General features: G+C 73.8%; 15 protein-coding genes. 8 read left to right on the top strand and 7 right to left on the bottom strand.

All coding sequences use genetic code 11. From position 1 onward, the window contains the following. Positions 1–26: 26 nt before the first annotated feature. From AC27IY_RS12075 to rph, 5 genes are all read left to right on the top strand, one after another. Positions 27–2,033 (top strand): outer membrane protein assembly factor BamB family protein, encoded by a 2,007-nt coding sequence (locus AC27IY_RS12075; protein WP_487177989.1) that lies wholly within the window; start codon positions 27–29, stop codon positions 2,031–2,033. A gap of 197 nt (positions 2,034–2,230) precedes the next feature. Continuing rightward, positions 2,231–2,650 (top strand): hypothetical protein, encoded by a 420-nt coding sequence (locus AC27IY_RS12070; protein ID WP_487177988.1) that lies wholly within the window; start codon positions 2,231–2,233, stop codon positions 2,648–2,650. Positions 2,651–2,688: 38 nt separating this feature from the next. Then, positions 2,689–3,837, top strand: coding sequence for a sensor histidine kinase (locus tag AC27IY_RS12065; protein WP_487177987.1), 1,149 nt, complete (start codon positions 2,689–2,691; stop codon positions 3,835–3,837). Next, entirely contained in the window at positions 3,834–4,499 is a 666-nt protein-coding gene (locus AC27IY_RS12060; protein WP_364457652.1) for a response regulator transcription factor, read from the top strand. The genes AC27IY_RS12065 and AC27IY_RS12060 overlap by 4 nt, the downstream gene beginning before the upstream one ends. A gap of 119 nt (positions 4,500–4,618) precedes the next feature. Continuing rightward, on the top strand, positions 4,619–7,156 hold the full coding sequence (gene rph / locus AC27IY_RS12055) for a rifamycin-inactivating phosphotransferase (RefSeq protein ID WP_487177986.1): 2,538 nt from the start codon (positions 4,619–4,621) through the stop codon (positions 7,154–7,156). On the opposite strand, the gene AC27IY_RS12050 is transcribed toward rph, so the two are convergent. Further along, entirely contained in the window at positions 7,135–8,082 is a 948-nt protein-coding gene (locus tag AC27IY_RS12050) for a LysR family transcriptional regulator (RefSeq protein WP_487177985.1), read from the bottom strand. The two genes, rph and AC27IY_RS12050, sit on opposite strands and share 22 nt — an antisense overlap. Positions 8,083–8,209: 127 nt before the next feature. On the opposite strand from AC27IY_RS12050, the gene AC27IY_RS12045 reads away from it, so the two are divergent. Both AC27IY_RS12045 and AC27IY_RS12040 read left to right on the top strand, forming a co-directional pair. Further along, on the top strand, positions 8,210–9,451 hold the full coding sequence (locus AC27IY_RS12045; RefSeq protein WP_487177984.1) for an MFS transporter: 1,242 nt from the start codon (positions 8,210–8,212) through the stop codon (positions 9,449–9,451). Positions 9,452–9,474: 23 nt separating this feature from the next. Next, on the top strand, positions 9,475–10,089 hold the full coding sequence (locus AC27IY_RS12040; RefSeq protein ID WP_487177983.1) for a cysteine hydrolase family protein: 615 nt from the start codon (positions 9,475–9,477) through the stop codon (positions 10,087–10,089). On the opposite strand, the gene AC27IY_RS12035 is transcribed toward AC27IY_RS12040, so the two are convergent. From AC27IY_RS12035 to AC27IY_RS12025, 3 genes are read right to left on the bottom strand one after another with little or no spacing between them, the layout of a single operon-like run. Further along, positions 10,069–12,570: an FtsX-like permease family protein gene (locus tag AC27IY_RS12035; protein WP_487177982.1), complete on the bottom strand. Its 2,502-nt coding sequence runs from the start codon at positions 12,568–12,570 to the stop codon at positions 10,069–10,071. The two genes, AC27IY_RS12040 and AC27IY_RS12035, sit on opposite strands and share 21 nt — an antisense overlap. Next, positions 12,567–13,259, bottom strand: a complete 693-nt coding sequence (locus AC27IY_RS12030) for an ABC transporter ATP-binding protein (RefSeq protein WP_449953142.1) — start codon at positions 13,257–13,259, stop codon at positions 12,567–12,569. Before AC27IY_RS12030 ends, AC27IY_RS12035 begins: the two co-directional genes overlap by 4 nt. Further along, positions 13,256–13,765 carry a PadR family transcriptional regulator gene (locus tag AC27IY_RS12025; RefSeq protein WP_364457639.1) on the bottom strand — a complete coding sequence of 170 codons (510 nt, stop codon included), beginning with the start codon at positions 13,763–13,765 and terminating at the stop codon, positions 13,256–13,258. The genes AC27IY_RS12030 and AC27IY_RS12025 overlap by 4 nt, the downstream gene beginning before the upstream one ends. An 83-nt stretch (positions 13,766–13,848) precedes the next feature. Between AC27IY_RS12025 and AC27IY_RS12020 the strand changes: the two genes are divergently transcribed. Beyond that, on the top strand, positions 13,849–14,361 hold the full coding sequence (locus AC27IY_RS12020) for a hypothetical protein (RefSeq protein ID WP_487177981.1): 513 nt from the start codon (positions 13,849–13,851) through the stop codon (positions 14,359–14,361). A gap of 10 nt (positions 14,362–14,371) precedes the next feature. Here the strand turns inward: AC27IY_RS12020 and AC27IY_RS12015 are convergent, their stop codons facing one another. From AC27IY_RS12015 to trpB, 3 genes are read right to left on the bottom strand one after another with little or no spacing between them, the layout of a single operon-like run. After that, complete coding sequence (locus AC27IY_RS12015; protein WP_364457635.1) at positions 14,372–15,127, bottom strand: GntR family transcriptional regulator; 756 nt, start codon at positions 15,125–15,127, stop codon at positions 14,372–14,374. Then, positions 15,124–15,939 carry a tryptophan synthase subunit alpha gene (gene trpA / locus AC27IY_RS12010; RefSeq protein WP_423446721.1) on the bottom strand — a complete coding sequence of 272 codons (816 nt, stop codon included), beginning with the start codon at positions 15,937–15,939 and terminating at the stop codon, positions 15,124–15,126. Before trpA ends, AC27IY_RS12015 begins: the two co-directional genes overlap by 4 nt. Next, positions 15,936–17,141: a tryptophan synthase subunit beta gene (gene trpB / locus AC27IY_RS12005; RefSeq protein WP_423446723.1), complete on the bottom strand. Its 1,206-nt coding sequence runs from the start codon at positions 17,139–17,141 to the stop codon at positions 15,936–15,938. Before trpB ends, trpA begins: the two co-directional genes overlap by 4 nt. Positions 17,142–17,192 lie beyond the last annotated feature (51 nt).

Here is a 17,192-nt window from a genome sequence, read left to right as displayed (position 1 = left end):
CAACACGCTCTTGTGGAGGTGCGGCCGTGCCGCGCAGACCCCTCGCCATCCCCGCCGCCCTGGCCGCCCTGGCCGCCGGCCTGCTCCTACCCGTGTCCCCGGCCCAGGCGGCCGCCCCGGCGCAACCGTCCACGTGCGACGCGCCACGGGTGGAGACCTTCGGCCCCGCGTCCATGACCGGCGCCATCGTGGGCGCCACCGTCCACCAGGACAAGGCCTACGTCGTCACCCGCGGCCAGAAGCCGCCCGTCCTGGCCGAGCTCGACCTGAACACCCGCACGGTCCTCAGGAGCGTGCGCCTGCCCGACGCCCCGGCCGCCGGGGAGCCGGAGGGCGGCTGGGCCACCGCCGTGGCCGGCGGCAAGGTCTACGTCGGCACCTACCCGGTGCCCGATCTCTACCGGTTCGACCCGGCCACCGGTGAGGTCGCGCATCTGGCCTCGTTCGGCAAGAACGGCGGCTACATCTGGTCGCTGGCCGCCGCCCCCGACGGCACGATCTACGCCGGCACCTACCCCGACGGCCGGGTCAGGGAGTACGTCCCGGCCACCGGCGCCGTACGCGACTTCGGCGTGCTGGCCACCGGCGAACGCTACGTCAGGGCGCTCGCCGCCGACGCCGACAACGTCTACGCGGGCCTGCTCGACAAGGGCAAGCTCATGGCGATCAACCGGGCGACCGGCGCCGTCAAGGAGCTGGCCCAGGGGGCGACGGGCATCTCGGTGGTCGTCGAGCACGGCGACCGGATCCTCGCGGTGAGCGGCCAGACCCTCATCGACGTGCGCAAGGACGGCACCGACGCCAGGAACGTCCCCCTCGGCTCGGTCAGCAGCCTCGACGCGCTCACCGTGGCCCCGGACGGGACCGTCTACGGCACCTCCCGCCCCGACGGCGCCGTCTACCGCTACCGCACCGGCGACAGCGCCCCCACCCGGATCGCCGATCCGCCCTCCCAGGACGACGAGACCCGGCGGCTCGCGCTGACCGGCGACGGCGCCCTCGTCGGGTTCTCGGGCAGCGGCGGCATGTGGTCGCTCGACCTGGGCACCGGACGCTCGACCTTCACCGACCTGATCGAGGCCGGCCTGCCGGCGGGCGCGGAACGCCCGCAGAGCATGCTGCTGGTGCCCAACCGCGCCCTGTACGTGGGCGGCCACTTCTTCATGGACGTCCGCGACCTGCGCACCGGCAAGCAGCGCCGCTTCCGCGTCCCCGGAGAGCCCAAGGACCTCGTGCGCCGCGGCGACAAGATCTACGCCGCCATCTACCCCAGCGGGAACATCATCTCCATCGACCTGCGCACCGACGAGGTCCGCAGCCTCGGCTACCTGGGACACGGCCAGCAGCGCCCCTGGGACATCGAGTACGACGCCGTACGCGACAAGCTGCTGGTCGCCTCCGCCCCGCTGGGCGCCGAGCTGGACGGCGCCCTGTCGATCGTCGATCCCCGCACCGGCCACATCGACGTCTACAAGGGCGTCATCCCCGGCCAGAGCCTGATGAGCCTGTCGCTGGACGAGCGCGAGGGCGTCGTGTACCTCGGCGGCGACGTGCTCGGCGGCGGCGGCACCCCGCCGGTGCACACCACGGCGTCGGTCGCGGCCTTCGACCTGCGGACCCGTACCGTGCTGTGGCAGACGGACCCGGTCGCCGGCTACCGCACCTTCCAGGACATCAAGGTGCACGACGGGCTCCTCTACGGCGTGTACAAGCGCAACTCCGGCGCCTGGATCGCCCTGGACCTCGCCACGAAGACGGTCAAGCACCAGGGGACCCTGTCCGGCTACGGCGAGCTGACCGTCCACCGCGGCCGGGTGTTCGTCAGCACGTTCTTCGGCGGAGGCAACGCCTACGAGCTGAGCGACACCGCCACCCACCTGGCCACCGGGCTGGGAGACGACTGGTACACCAACCCGCAGCTCCACTTCGAGCCCGGCTCCTGGAAGGCCTGGGCGCTGAGCGGCCGGCACCTGGCCAGGATCGACCTGAACCCGCGCTGCCCCCTGCTCACCGTCACCCCGCCCCAGAGCTGACGACGCCCCTTCCCAGGCGGAACGTCCGGAGCCTCCCGGCCCCGGACGTTCCGCCTTGCTGATGCCTACACCCTTCGGTGCAAGGCGTACAGCGAACGGTGCAGGGTCAAGTGACGGTCATCGGACGACGCGCTCCCGATGCGTCCCGGCCTAACGTTTCTCGTCGTCACAACCGGACGAGGACTGAAGGAGCCGCCATGAGCAAGAGAGTGCTGACCGTGGTCGCCGGGCTGAGCCTGACAGCCGGCCTGCTGGGATCGGCCGGTGCCCAGGCCGGCACGGCCGGCACGGCCGGCCAGGTCACCGCTGCGACGGCCGCGCCGAAGCCGCCGAAGGGCGCCAGGGCGGTGGTGCGGGTCAGCCCGAACCCCACCACCCGGCGCGGTCAGGAGGTGACGATCACCGGTCACTGCGGCGGCGGCGAAGGGCTCAGGGCCGTGCTCGCCGGGCTCGACAGGAAGCACCCGGTGCTGCGGAACGTCCGCATCGTCGAGGACGATCCGAAGGGGTTCGTGGCCAAGGCGACCCTCGCGTCCACGATCGGTAACGGCGTCGGTCCCGTTTTCGTCGACTGCGGCGGCGAGGCGGGCGTGACCCTCCTGGTCACCCACGTCTGATCCGGACCCGTCACCCTTCGCCGAGAAAGAGCCTCCGCATGGCCGAACCGTCCCCCCGACGTGAACCCGCGCCCGTCCGGCACCTTGCCTGGATCGTCGACATCACGCTCGCCGTCCTCACCCTGGTCTTCTTCGTCGCCGTGGCGCTCGCCACCGGGGTGCGCAGCCCCTGGCACGGCCCGATTCCCCTCGGGCTGTTCCTCGGCGGGCTCCTGCTGGTCAGACGCCGCCGGCCGATGACCGTGCTGCTGCTGTCGATCGGCGGGATCTTCGTCTATCACCTCGCCGTGCACTGGTCGCCCGCCGGCTGGATCTGGCCGGCCGCGGTCGCCTACTTCACCGCGGCCACCACCTCACGGGTGCGCTGGGTGCCCGTCATCGGTCTGGCCCAGCTGGTCTACTCGGCGGTCGACGCCCGCTGGATCCTGGACCACAACGTGACCCGCTACGTGATCCACGTCGCGGGGGAAGGACTGCTCCTGACGATCCTCGTCGGCGCGGGCGTCACCTACGCCGCCGCGACCCGCTGGCGCGGGCGGCTGCGCGAGACCGACAGCCGCGCGCACGCGGCCGAGGAACGGCTGCGCGTCTCGCACGAGGTGCACGACGTCATCGCCCACACGCTGGCCGTCGTCGGCGTGCAGCTCAACGTCGCCGCCGACGCCCTGGAGGACGACCCGGCAGCGGCCGCCGCCGCGCTGCGCGTGGCCAAGGACGTCAGGAACCGGGCGATGACCGACCTGCGCTCCCTCATCACGATCCTGCGTGACGATGCCGGCGGCACCACGCCCCAGGCGGATCTGGCCTCCTTGGACACCCTCGTCGCCGACGCCCGCGCCGCCGGTCTCGAGGTGACCCTCGACGAGCACGGCGACCGCGCGGCCGTCCCCGCCATCACCGCCATCGCCGTCCACCGCGTCGTACAGGAATCCCTCGCCAACACGCTCAAGCACGCGGGGGCGCGCAGGGCCGGGGTGACGATCGGCTACCAGCCCCGCTCGATCACCGTCGAGATCACCGACGACGGCCGCAGCGTCCCGGGCGGCACCGACGTCGCCGAAGGTCACGGTCTGGCCGGCATGCGCGAGCGGGTGAGCGCGCTCGGGGGCACGCTCACCGCGGGACCCCTCCCCGGCGGCGGCTTCGCCGTGCGGGCCGACATCCCTGTGGCAGGCTCGACGGCATGACGATCAAGGTGCTCCTCGCCGACGACCAGGCACTCGTACGGGCCGGCTTCCGCAGCCTGCTGGCCCGCTCCCGGGACATCACGGTCGTCGGCGAAGCCCAGGACGGCGACGAAGCCGTACGGCTGGCCGCGAGCACCCGCCCCGACGTCGTCCTCATGGACATCCGCATGCCGGGCACCGACGGGATCACCGCCACCCGCCGCATCGTCACCGGCCCGGCCGCTCCCGGGTGTCGCGTCATCATCCTGACCACGTTCGACACCGACGAGCACGTCTTCGCCGCCCTGCGGGCCGGAGCCAGCGGCTTCCTCACCAAAGAGGTCGAACCCGCCGAGCTCCGCCGGGCGGTCGCCGCCGTCGCCGGCGGGGACGCGCTCCTGTCGCCGGGCGTGACCCGGCGCGTCATCGAGCAGTTCGCCCACCGGCAGGACCTCACGCCCGGCGCCGGGCAGCGGCTGGCCGCCCTCACCTCACGGGAACTGGAGACGGTCAAGCTCGTGGCGCTCGGACTCTCCAACCACGAGATCGCCGAGCGCCTCTCCATCAGCCCGCTGACCGCCAAGACCCACATCACCAGGGCCATCGCCAAGCTGGACGTGCGCGACAGGGTCCAGCTGGTCATCCTGGCCTACGAGAGCGGCCTGATCAGGCCCGGCGCGTGACATCCGCGCGGCTCCCTCCCTTTTCACTCTATAGCAGATCATCGCCCCTCATGAGAAGCCAAAAAGTGCTCCATACTTGCCCGTTGCGTACCGACCCGACGAACGATGGAGCGAACGAAGTGGGCTACGTGCTGGGTTTCGCGCAGATCGACTCGACCAACCTCGCGGACGTCGGCGGCAAGGGGGTGGGCCTCGGCGAGCTCTCACGGATCGACGGCGTCCGCGTGCCGGACGGCTTCTGCGTCACGACGGACGCCTTCCGCCGGGTGGTGGCCGCGGCACCGTCGTTCGGCGACCGGCTCGACCGGCTGTCCCGCGTGGATCCGGACGACCGCGAGGCGATCCGCGTCCTGAGCGCCGAGATCCGCGGCGTCATCGAGGACGTCACCGTGCCGGACGACCTCGTGGCGGCGATCGGCGACGCGCTCGACGGGCTCGGGGCGCAGGCCGCGTACGCGGTGCGTTCCAGCGCCACGGCCGAGGACCTGCCGGGCGCGTCCTTCGCCGGGCAGCAGGACTCCTTCCTCGACGTCGTGGGCCTGGCGGAGATCGTCCGGCAGGTCCGGCGGTGCTGGGCGTCGCTGTTCACCGAGCGGGCGGTCACCTACCGGCGGCGCAACGGCTTCGACGACCGCAAGGTGCTGATGGCCGTGGTCGTCCAGCGGATGGTGCACCCGGACGCGGCCGGGGTGCTGTTCACCGCCGATCCCGTGACCTCCAACCGGAAGGTCGCCACGGTGCAGGCCGTCCAGGGGCTCGGCGAGGCGCTCGTCTCCGGCCGGGTCACCGGTGACGTCTACGCGGTGCGCGACGACCAGGTCCGTGCCACGGCGCTCGCCGCCGAGACGCGGCCGATCTTGACGGACGCCCAGGTCGTGGCCCTGGCCCGGCTGGGCCGGCGGATCGAGGCGCACTTCGGCCGCCCCCAGGACATCGAGTGGTGCCTGACCGGCGACGACGTCCACGTCGTCCAGAGCCGGCCGATCACCACCCTGTTCCCCGTCCCGGAGGCCGGCGACGAGGAGAACCACGTCTACGTCTCCGTCGGTCACCAGCAGATGATGACGGACGCGATGAAGCCGCTGGGGCTGTCGGTGTGGCAGCTGACGACGCCACGGCCGATGTACGAGGCCGGCGGGCGGCTGTTCGTCGACGTGGCCGCCCAGCTGGCGACGCCCCGGGGCCGGGAGGGGCTCTTCGCGACCTTGGGCAAGGACGACCCGTGGATGCGGGACGCCCTGCGGACCGTCATCGACCGCGGCGACTTCATCCCTTCACGGCCTGACGACCCGGCCGCCGCCGCGCCGCCGGTCCCGCCCGCACCGGCCGAGCCCGATCCGGCCGTCGTCACCGAGCTGATCGAGGCCGACCAGGAGCACCTCGCCACCCTGCGGCGCACGATCGCGACCCTGTCCGGGCCCGAGCTGCTGGACTTCGTCCTGGCCGACCTCGCCGAGCTGCGGCGCGGACTGTTCAGCCCGCGCAGCTACCAGGCGATCATGGCGGGCATGCAGGCGTCCTGGTGGCTCAACGACCACCTGGAGACGTGGCTGGGGGAGAAGAACGCCGCCGACGTGCTCACCCAGTCGGTCCCGCACAACGTCACCTCCGAGATGGGGCTGGCGCTCCTCGACGTCGCCGACGCGGTCCGGCCGCACGCCGAGGTCGTGGCGCACCTGCGCCGCGTCGCCGACGAAGGCCGCGAGGGCCCGGACTTCCTGGACGAGCTGGCCGGGCTGCCCGGCGGCCGCGAGGCGCGCGACGCCATCCTGGGCTTCCTCGACGAGTACGGCATGCGCTGCGCGGGCGAGATCGACATCACCCGGACGCGCTGGAGCGAGAACCCCGCCATGCTCGTGCCCACCATCCTCGGCAACGTCAGGAACTTCGAACCGGGCGCCGGCCGGCGGCACTTCGAGCAGGGACTGCGGGAGTCGCGGCGCAAGGAACAGGACGTGCTGGCGCGGCTGCGCGACCTGCCCGACGGGGAGCGCAAGGCGGAGGAGACCAAGCGGATGATCGACCGCGTCCGCGCCTTCACCGGCTACCGCGAATACCCCAAGTACGGCATGATCAGCCGCTACTTCGCGTACAAGCAGGCGTTGCTGCGCGAGGCCGACCGGCTCGTCCGGTCCGGCGTGCTGCGCGAGCGCGACGACGTGTTCTTCCTGCGCTTCGAGGAGCTGCGGGAGGTCGTGCGCACCGGCGAGGCGGACGCCGGGCTCGTCGCGGAGCGGCGGGCGGCGTTCCGGTCGTACGAGACGCTCACCCCGCCCCGGGTCTTCACCTCGGAAGGCGAGGTCGTCACGGGCCGCTACCGGCGGGACGACGTCCCGCCAGGCGCGCTGCCCGGCCTGCCCGCCTCGGCCGGGACCGTCGAGGGCCGGGCCAGGGTCGTCACGGACATGGCGCGGGCCGACCTGGAGGCGGGCGACATCCTGGTCACCGCCTACACCGACCCGAGCTGGACCCCGTTGTTCGTGGCCGCCGCCGGGCTGGTGACGGAGGTGGGCGGCCCCATGACGCACGGGGCGGTGATCGCCCGCGAGTACGGCCTGCCGGCCGTCGTCGGCGTCGAACGGGCCACCGGGCTCATCAGGGACGGCCAGCGGATCCGGCTCAACGGCACCGACGGCTACGTGGAGGTCCTCGACTGATCCGCCGCCCACTCAGGCACCCAGGTCCCGGCCGCGCCGTGGTTCGCCGCGGCGGCGAGATGGTCGCGGAGGGTGGCCAGCGCGGGGTGGGGGTTGTCGCGGTGCCACAGGAGCGAGTGCGGGTAGACCGGCACGGGATCGGTCACCGGGATGCGGCGCAGCCCGTGGCCGGAGGGCCAGACGAGCCGGGTGTGCCCGCCCATGAACGTGGCCAGCGCCGGGGTGTCGGCGATCGTGTCGAGCAGCACGTCGGAGCCGAAGTTGGGGCCCGTCGCCTCGATGGTGAGGCCGAACGCGGCCACCAGGTCGTCGTAGTAGGCGGCCCACTCGGTGCCGGGGGCGAGGCCGGGCATCCAGATGCGATGCCCGGCGAGCCGGGCCAGAGGCACCGAGCGGGCGGAGGCCAGCGCGTGCGCGGGCCCGGTGAGGAGTTCGAGCGGCTCGTCGAGCACCCGTACGGACGCGAGGTCCTCCGGGAGCGGCCGGCCGGGCGCGTCGACCGCGCGGAAGGACGCGTCGATCGTGCCGGACCGGAGGGCGGCGACGGCCGCGTCGATGTCGTGCAGCATCACCACGCCGAGCTCGATCTCGGGGTGGGCCTGGTGGAAGGCGCGCATCAGGCCCGACTGCGCGCTGCGCGAGGTGATCACATCGACGCGCAACGGCCGGCTGCCGGTCCGCACCGACCCGGCCGCGCGCTCGGCGACCCGCAGCAGCTCACGGGCGTGGGGCAGGAACGCCTGCCCGTCGATGGTGAGCACGGCGCCGCGCGGCGTCCGGGTGAACAGCCGGACGCCGAGGTCGCGTTCCAGCGCGGCGACGCGCTTGGAGACGGCCTGCTGGGTGATCGCCAGCTCGGCGGCCGCCTCCTGGAACTGGCCCGCGTCGGCGGCGGCGACGAAGGTCCTTACGGTGTCGAGATCCACGCCGACACCCTAGCGGTACAACCGCCGGTTGTGGCTGAGCCGATCCGGGTTGTTTGATCACCTGCTCCGTCGCACGCTTTGATGCTCCTCGATCACGGATCGGTTGTGGCGACGAGGAGCGTGGAGCATGCGGAGCGGGCATCGGCTGGGGCGGGACTTCGGGTGGCTCTGGGCAGCGTACGGGACCAGCGCCCTCGGCACCTGGCTGGCCTTCGGCGCGTTCCCGCTGATCGCCGTCCAGGTGCTGCACGCGGGGCCGGCGGAGGTCGCCGCGCTGTCCGCCGTCGGGGCGGCCGTGGGCGCGGCCGTGGCAGTGCCGCTCGGCCCGTGGGTGGAGTTCCGGCACAAACGGCCGGTGCTGATCGGGATGGACCTGGCACGGTTCGCGGCGCTGCTGACGATCCCGGCCGCGTACGCGCTCGGCGTCCTCACCTTCGCCCAGCTCCTGCTGGTGTCGGTCGTGTCCGCGGCGGCCGACATCACCTTCCGCGCCGCGTCCGGCGCGTACCTGAAGACGCTGCTGCCGGCCGGGGACCTGCTCGTCGCCAACGCCCGCTTCGAGTCCACGTCCTGGACGACGACGATCGTCGGGCCGCCGCTCGGCGGCGCGGCGATCGGGCTGCTCGGCCCGGTGGCGACGGTGCTGGCCGACGCGGTCAGCTACCTGCTGTCGGCCCTCGGCATCCGCGCGATCGGCGGCCGTGAGCCGAGCCCCGAGCCGCGGCCGGCCGCGCGCCTGCGGGCCGGGGACCTGCTCGACGGCTGGCGGCACATCCTCGCCGACGCGACGCTGCGGCCGCTGTTCTTCAACACCGCCCTGTTCAACGGCCTGGTGATGGCGATCGACGCGCTGCTCGCCGTCCTGATGCTCGGCGAGCTCGGGTTCGCGCCGTGGCAGTACGGCCTCGCCTTCGCCGTGCCCGCGATCGGCGGGCTGTTCGGCGCGCGGCTGGCCCGGCCGCTCGTCGCCCGGTTCGGGCAGCACCGGGTGCTGGTCGCGTCCGGGGTGCTGCGCGCGCTCTGGCCCGCCGGCCTCGCCTTCGTGGGGCCGGGCACCGGGGGACTGGTCCTGGTCATGGCCGTCGAGCTGGGGCTCATCTTCTGCTGCGGGGTCTTCAACCCCGTCCAGGCCACCTGCCGCCTCGAACGCACCCCGTCCGGCCGGGTCACCCGCACGCTGTCGGCCTGGACGGTGACGACCCGGGCCTCGACCGCGCTCCTGACCGCCGTCTGGGGGGTGCTGGGCGGCCTGCTCGGCCCGCGTCCGGCCATCGCGCTGGCCGGTGTGCTGCTGCTGGCGACCCCGCTGCTGCTTCCCCGGCGCGCCGCCGCCGCGCCCTCGCCCGACCCGGCCTCCCACCTGGCCTGACCCCATCCGACAAGGAGAAGACGATGACCGTCCCGCCGCTGGACCCCCGCACGACCGCCCTGCTCGTCCTGGACTACCAGGAGGCGACCCTGGCCGTGCTCCCCGACCCGGCCGAGCCGCTGGCGCGGGTGGCCGGCGCCGTCGCCGAAATGCGCGCGCACGGCGCCGCCATCGCGTACGTACGCGTCGGATTCACCGAGGCCGACTGGGCGTCGATCCCGCCGGCCAACGAGACCTTCGCCTTCCTCGGCCGGCAGCGCCTCCTGCACCACGCCGACCCCGCCACGGCCGTCCACCACCGGCTCGCTCCCGAGCCCGGCGACATCGTCGTGCGCAAGACCCGCGTCGGCGCCCTGTCCACGACCGACCTGGACCGGCGGCTGCGGGAGCGCGGGATCACCACCCTGGTCGTCGCGGGCGTCACCACCAGCGGCGTCGTGCTGTCCACCGTCACCGACGCCGCCGACCGCGACTACCGGCTCTACGTCCTCTCCGACGCCGTCGCCGACCCGGACCCGGACGTCCACCGGGCTTTGATGACCGGCGTCTTCCCGCGGCTGGCCCACGTCATCGACACGGCCGGGCTGCGCGCGCTCCTGCCCGGGGGCGGCGCCGGGTCACTGGAGCCGGCGGGTTAGGGGCAGCCTGGTCCTGGTGATCAGCGCCGCGGCCGTCGCCAGGACGGGCGGCCCGGCCACCACGGCGATCACGAACGGCCACGGCACGGCGATCGTGGCGGGGTCGCCGGCTCCGTGCGTCGTCATCGGCCGGCTCAGCGCCACGCCCGTCACCGTCCCCGCGGCCAGCCCCATCAGCGCGCCGAGCCCGGAGACGTAGAGCGCCTGACCGGCCACCACCAGCCGCAACGTCGCCGGCGGCGCGCCGATGGCCAGCATCGTCGCCCGCTCGGGCCGCATGTCGGCCGCCGCCAGGCCGGTCGCGGCCAGCGTGCCGCCGGCGGCGAGCACGACGGCGCCCACGAGCCAGCCCAGCAAGCCGGGATCGGGCAGGTTGCGGTAGCCCTCCTCGGAGGCGACCGTGACCCGGCCGGTCACCTTGGCGAGATCGCGTCCCAGCGTGGAGTCGGCCGGCGGCCGGTACATCGCGTAGAGCTGGCGCTCGGCCGTGGTGAACCCCGCCTGCTCGACGAGCGCGCGGGGCAGCAGGGCGCCGCCCTGGTGCTCCTCGGCCGGCACGGCGACCACCGCCGGCACGTCGAGCCTGCGCGGGGGACCGGACGTGGAGGCGGCCCGCAGCGCCAGCTTGCCGTCGCGCACCGCGGCCGGGTCGAACACCACGGCCTTGCCGCTCGCCAGCGCCTCGGCCGCCCGCGGGTCGTCCCGCCCCTGAAGGAGCCTGAGCAGGGCCCGGTCGCCGATGGCCGCCGTGCGACGGGTACGGATGCCGTTCCACTTCACGGTGTACCGCAGCGCGTAGCGGCGGCCCTGGGCGTCCTGCGCCTGGTATCCGGAGGCCAACGGCACTCCGGGCAGCAGCCGGGCCGCCTCCGCGCGCAGCCTGCCCCAGGTGGCGTCGCTCATGGTGCCGCCCCAGATCGCGAGCATGCCGGTCGGGCGCGCCGAGGTGTAGGCGTTGCGCCGGTCCATGTACTCGCTCTGCACGCCGATGCCCATGGCGACGGCCGTGGCGGTGACCGCCATGACGGCCGCGACGGCGCTCGCCGTACGGGAGCGGTGGCGGACCGCGTCGCGGACGGCCACCCGCAGCGGGAGCCGCAGCCGCGTGGCCGCCCGTCCGGTGAAGCGGACCAGCCAGGGGGTCAGCACCAGCAGCCCGATCATGATCAGCACCGCGGCGGCCCACACCCACACCGGCTCCGACTGGCGGCGCGCCACCAGGGTCGCCCCCAGCCCGGCCAGCACCAGCACGACCCCGGCCAGCGGCCGTCCAGGCCCGTCGGCGGCCACGGGCGGGCGGGCGGCCAGCACGCTCGCGGTGTCCTGCCGGGCCGCCTGGGCGGCGGGCACCTGCGCCGCCGTGATCCCGGAGAACAGGCCCAGCGCGGCCACGGCCAGCACCGCCGCCCATGGCACGTCCACCGGGCCGACCATCCCTTCCGTCCAGCGCGCCACGAGCGGGGCGCCGAGCGCGCCGGCCCCGACGCCCAGCACCGTCGCCACGACCGCAGCCGCACCGCCGAGGACCAGCCCGTCGGCCAGCACGATCGTCCGCAGGTGCGCGGCGGAGCCGCCCTGCGCCGCGATCTCGGCGAGCTCCCGCCGCCGTCTTCTGAGCCCGACCGCGAAGGCGGGCCCGGCCAGCAGTACGGTCTCCAGCACCACCATGATCACCATGACGCCTAGCCCGGCGGTCCCCGCGACGTTCATCGGGCCGGGACGGGCCAGGGTCCGGGCCGAGTCCGAGATCATGGCACGGGAGGTGACGTACAGGTCGGCCGCGTTCAGCGCGGGGACGTCGTCCCAGGTCACCGGCTTCGGGGTGTCGGCCAGCCAGCCCGGGCCGTACTCGTGCGGCGACCAGAACTCCTCCGCCTGCACGGGCGAGACATCGGGACCCACGACCTGCCGGAGCGAGGGCCGGTGCGGATGCTCCACCACGCCCACCACGGTCAGCGGGGCCGCGCCGGGCGGCCGCAGGACCTCGCCGGGCCGCAGGCCGGACGCGGGGGTCGCGACGACCTCCCCGGCCCCGGGCAGTCTGCCCTCGGTCAGCGTCAGCATCCCCTTGGTGAGGGGGTCGCGCAGGTCGATCCGCAGCGCGTCGATCCGCTCGGCCCCCCGCCGGAACACGCCGGCGGTGAAGGGGACCAGCCGGGTGCCGGGCCCGAGCAGGGCCGCCACCTCGGACGGGCTGCGCGGGGCGGCGGACGCTCCGTCGTCGCCCGTGCTCCAGCTCGCCCCGTTCGGCTCCTGGCGGAGCTCCGTGCCCGCGGGAGCCTGCCAGATGCGGGCGTCGGCCGCGCCGAACTCGGCCGTCTGCCCCTCACGGGCGGAGACGTTCATGGTCTCGACGACGGTGAACAGCGCCGTGATCACCAGCACCGGCAGGCCGATCATCACCATGATGAGCGCGCTGCGCCCCCGCGAACGCCACGCGCTCCTGCGGGAGATGCGCAGCGCGGCCGGCAGGGCGCTCATCGGGCGCTCGCCGGGGGCGTGTCCGTGGTGTCGGCGATCATCCCGTCGCGCAGGAACACCACCCGGTCGGCCCAGGCGGCGTAGCGCGGCTCGTGGGTGACCAGCAGGACCGCCGCGCCCGCGTCGGAGCGGGCGCGTAATATCCGCAGGATCTCGTCGCCGGTGCGCGTGTCGAGCGCGCCGGTCGGCTCGTCGGCCAGCAGCAGGCGCCGCTCGCCGACGAGGGCGCGGGCGATCGCGACCCGCTGGCGCTGCCCGCCGGACAGCTCCTCGGGGAAGCGGTCGGCCAGGTCGGCGCTGTCGATCTCCGCCAGCACGGCCAGGGCCTCCTGCCTGGCCCGGCCCGAGCGCACGCCGTCGAGCTCGCGCGGCAGCATCACGTTCTCGGCCGCGGTCAGCGACGTGATCAGGTTGAGGTCCTGGAAGACGTAGCCGACGCTGCGCCGCCGCAGCGCCGCCAGATCGCGTACGGCCGCCAGGTCCCGCTCGCCGACGTGCACCGTGCCGGAGGTGGGCCGGTCGAGCCCGCCCGCGAGGTTGAGCAGGGTCGACTTGCCGGACCCGGACGGGCCCATGACCGCGACCAGCTCGCCCACGTCCACCTCCAGGCTCACGCCTTTGAGCGCGTGCACGGCCGTGGCTCCCTCGCCGTGGACCCTGGTCACCCCGGCCAGCCGTACGTACGTCATCTCTCCTCCTTCAGAACGGCCTCGCAGTGGTCCAGCCACCGTTGCTCGGCCTCGGCCTGGAAGATCATGGAGTCGATCACGAGCCGCTGGGCGGCGCCGTCCGTGGCCGCGCGCTTGGCCGTGGTCAGCTGCTGGAGGGCGCGCATGGTCGCCGTCCGCTGCTTGTGGATGACCTCGGCGACGTCCGCCCGGCCGGCCGCGACGGCCATGGCCAGTTTGATGACCAGCTCGTCGCGCGGCCGGTCGGACTGGACGACCGGGGTGCCGAACCACCGCGCCAGCTCCTCCCGGCCGGCCGCGGTGATCGTGTAGGCGACCCGGCCCTGTTCGTCCGACTCGCCCGGCTCGACCAGGCCGTCACGCTCCAGCCGGGACAGCGTCGTGTAGACCTGGCCGATGTTGAGCGGCCAGGTCGCCCCTGTGGACGCCTCGAACTCGACCCGCAACTGGTAGCCGTGGCGGGGTCCCGTGCTGAGCAGAGCGAGCAGCCCGTGTCTGATCGACATGAATACTCAGTATGCATACGCGGTATGCCCTGGGCAAGATTACTCTGTGTTGTTTTATTATCACTCTAGGTAATCTCGGCCTCATGACGAACCCGATGCACGGCCTGACCGTGCTGCTCACCGCCGCCGCAGCCCTCACCGCCGCCCCGCAGGCCGCCTTCGCCGCCTCGCAGCACCCTCCCCGCGGCTGCGCCAGTAAGGAGGTAGCCTCCGGCGACTACTCCGCCAGGGTCACCATCTGCCTCACCGAAGCGTGGAAGACCCACGTCTTCGGCGAGCGCACCCTGGAGCCGACCGACACCCTCACCCTGGAGTGCTGGCACGGCGTCGTCCTGTGGTCCAACTCCGACTGCTCGATGAGCTCGAAGCTGTCGCTGCTGAAGGACGGCGTCAACGCCTGGACCGAGCCGCGCAGCAACAGGGTCCACATCGCCCGCTCCGGCAACACCAGCACCTACACCGACTACTACGCCTGCCGTGGGCCCGGCGCGTACGAACTCCGCTTCGAAGGCGCGACGGTCCACGTCACGCCGCATTCCAGCAGCGCGAGCCTGACCGTCCCGGCCTTCTCCGTGAAGGCGCGCGGCTGCGTCTGACGCCGGGCGCTCAGCTCGTGGCGCCCCAGGTGAGGGAGAGGCCGGTGGCGGCGCGTTCGGTGCGGATCTCCATCATGCTGCCGAGGATGGTGGCGTGGTCGGACACCACGGGCGTGGCGTCGAGCGCGTACGTGATCCGCGTGCTGACGAGCACCGGGCCGCCCGGCGCCTCGTGCAGGTGCCGGGCGGCGGCCGCGTCGAGCAGCCCCGGCCGGACCACCTCCGACGCCCGGGCGACCGCCACCCCCGCGTCGGCGAGCGCCGTGTAGAGGGAGACGGCCGTGAAGTCGCGGTCGCGGATCGCGTCGGCCACCGGCCGGCGGACCCAGGACACCTGGTGCACGGCGGGCCGCCCGGCGAACTCGCGGACCCGCTCCAGCCGCAGGGCGCTGTCGCCCGGACGCAGCCGCAGCTCGGCGGCGATCCCGGCGGGGGCCTTGCGCACGGCCCGCCCGATCACCTCGGTGCGCACGTCATGGCCCTGCCCGCGCAGGTCGTCGGCCAGGCTGCGGAGCGAGTCGAGCTGGTAGGCCAGGTGGGGCGGGGCGACGAAGGTGCCCTTGCCGGGCCGCTGGACGATCAGCCGCTCGTCGCTGAGCTCGCGCAGCGCGTGGCGCAGGGTCATGAGGGTCACCCCGTAGGAGGCGCTCAGCTCCCGTTGCGGCGGCAGCGCCTCCCCTGGGGCGTAATGTCCCGACCGGATCTTCGTGGCGAGGTCGGCGGCGATGGCGCGGTATCTCGCCTCGTGCCCGGCGTCGGGGGTCATCGTGGTCGGTCACACTCCTGGTCGAGGGCTTGCCGCAGGGTCATGAGGAAGGACTGCAGGTCGTCCGGTCCGGCCCCGTCGAGCACCCGTCGCATGACCGCGGCGCCGACCACGACGCCATCGGCGTGCCGGCGGGCCTCGCGTGCCTGGTCCGGGGTGGAGATGCCGAATCCTAGCAAGACCGGCAGGTCGGTGACGTGCCTGATCCGTCCGGTGAGCTCCGCCGCCGAGGCGGCGAGCGCGGTCCGCTCGCCGGTGGTGCCCATCACCGACACCGCGTACACGAATCCGCGGCTGTGACGGGCGATCTCCGCCAGCCGCTCCCGCGGCGTGGACGGCGAGGCCAGCAGGGCCGGCTCGATCCCGGCGGCGGCGGCGACGTCCGTCAGCTCGTCGGCCTCGTGCACCGGCAGGTCGGGCACGATCAGGCCGCTCACCCCGGCCCGGCGCAGCGCCTCGCAGAAGGCCCGGGGGCCGTCGTGCAGCACCAGGTTGTAGTAGGTGCTGACGACGAGCGGCACGCCCAGGTCCGGCAGCCCGGACAGGTCGGCGAGGATGCGGCGGGTGCTCGCCCCCCGGTCGAGCGCCGCCTGGCTGGCCTGCTGGATGGTGACGCCGTCCAGCGTGGGGTCGGAGAAGGGCAGGCCGACCTCGATCGCGTCCGCCCCGGCGGCGGCGAACGCCCGCAGGTAGCCGGTCCAGCCGGGCGTGATCCCGGCGGTGACGTACGGCATGAGCAGGCCGCGGCCGGCGTCCCGGCGAGCGCGCAGGTGGCGTTCGACCGCGCCGGCGGTCAGGGCGGAGTTCGTCACAGCAGCTCCTTCAGCGTCGAGACGTCCTTGTCGCCCCGGCCGGACAACGTCATGAGCACCGTCGATCCCGCGGCCAGCTCTCCGTCGCCGGCCGCGCGGATCACCCAGGCGAGGGCGTGGGCCGATTCGAGCGCGGGGACGATGCCCTCGGTGCGCGCCAGCCGTACGGCCGCGGCGATCGCCTCGTCGTCGGTCACCGTCACGTAGCGGGCCCGGCCGAGGTCGCGCAGGTGGGCGTGCTCCGGGCCGACGCCCGGGTAGTCGAGCCCGGCGGCCACGGAGTGCGCCTCGACGATCTGCCCGTCGTCGTCCTGCAGGAACAGCGAGCGGGAGCCGTGCAGGACGCCGAGCCGGCCGCGGGCCGCCCCCGCTCCGCCCTCGGCCTCGACGCCGACCAGCCGTGCCGGGGTGTCGGCGAACCCGGCGAACGTGCCGGCCGCGTTGGAGCCGCCGCCGACGCACGCGACCACGTGGTCCGGCACGCCGGTCCGCAGCTCGGCGGCGCACTGCGCGCGGGCCTCGTCGCCGATGACCCGCTGGAACTCCCTGACCAGCCACGGGTACGGATCCGGCCCGACGACCGAGCCGATGCAGTAGTGGGAGTCGGCGGTCGCGCCCACCCAGTGCCGCATGGCCTCGCTGGTGGCGTCCTTGAGCGTGCGGCTGCCCGTGGTCACCGGGACGACCTCGGCGCCGAGCATGCGCATGCGGAAGACGTTCAGCGCCTGTCGCTCGATGTCGCGCTCGCCCATGAAGACCGTGGCCTCCAGCCCGAGCAGCGCGGCGGCGGTCGCGGTGGCCACGCCGTGCTGGCCCGCGCCGGTCTCGGCGATCAGCCTGCGCCGTCCCATCCGGGTGGCCAGCAGGGCCTGGCCCAGCACGTTGTTGATCTTGTGGGATCCGGTGTGGGTGAGGTCCTCGCGTTTGAGGTAGAGCTCCACGCCCAGCGCCTCCGACAGCCGGCGGGCCGGCGTGAGCGGGGTCGGCCGCCCGGCGTGCACGGCGAGCAGCCGCGCCAGGGCGCCGCGGAACCCCGGATCGGCCCACGCCTCCCGGAACGCCTCGTCCACCTCGCGGCAGGCCTCCACGAGGGATTCCGGGGCGTACCGTCCGCCGTACTCGCCGAACCGGCCCCGCGTCAGGGGCTCGCCCATCGTCCCGGCCGGCGTGGCCGGCTCCCGCCAGGGCAGCACGTTTCGCATGCCATACTCCCGTCGTTATAGAACTCTCGAAAGAGTTCTATAACAGTGAGT

The sequence above is a fragment of the Nonomuraea sp. B208 genome, from assembly GCF_057536035.1.
This window is presented reverse-complemented; position numbering and strand designations above follow the sequence as displayed.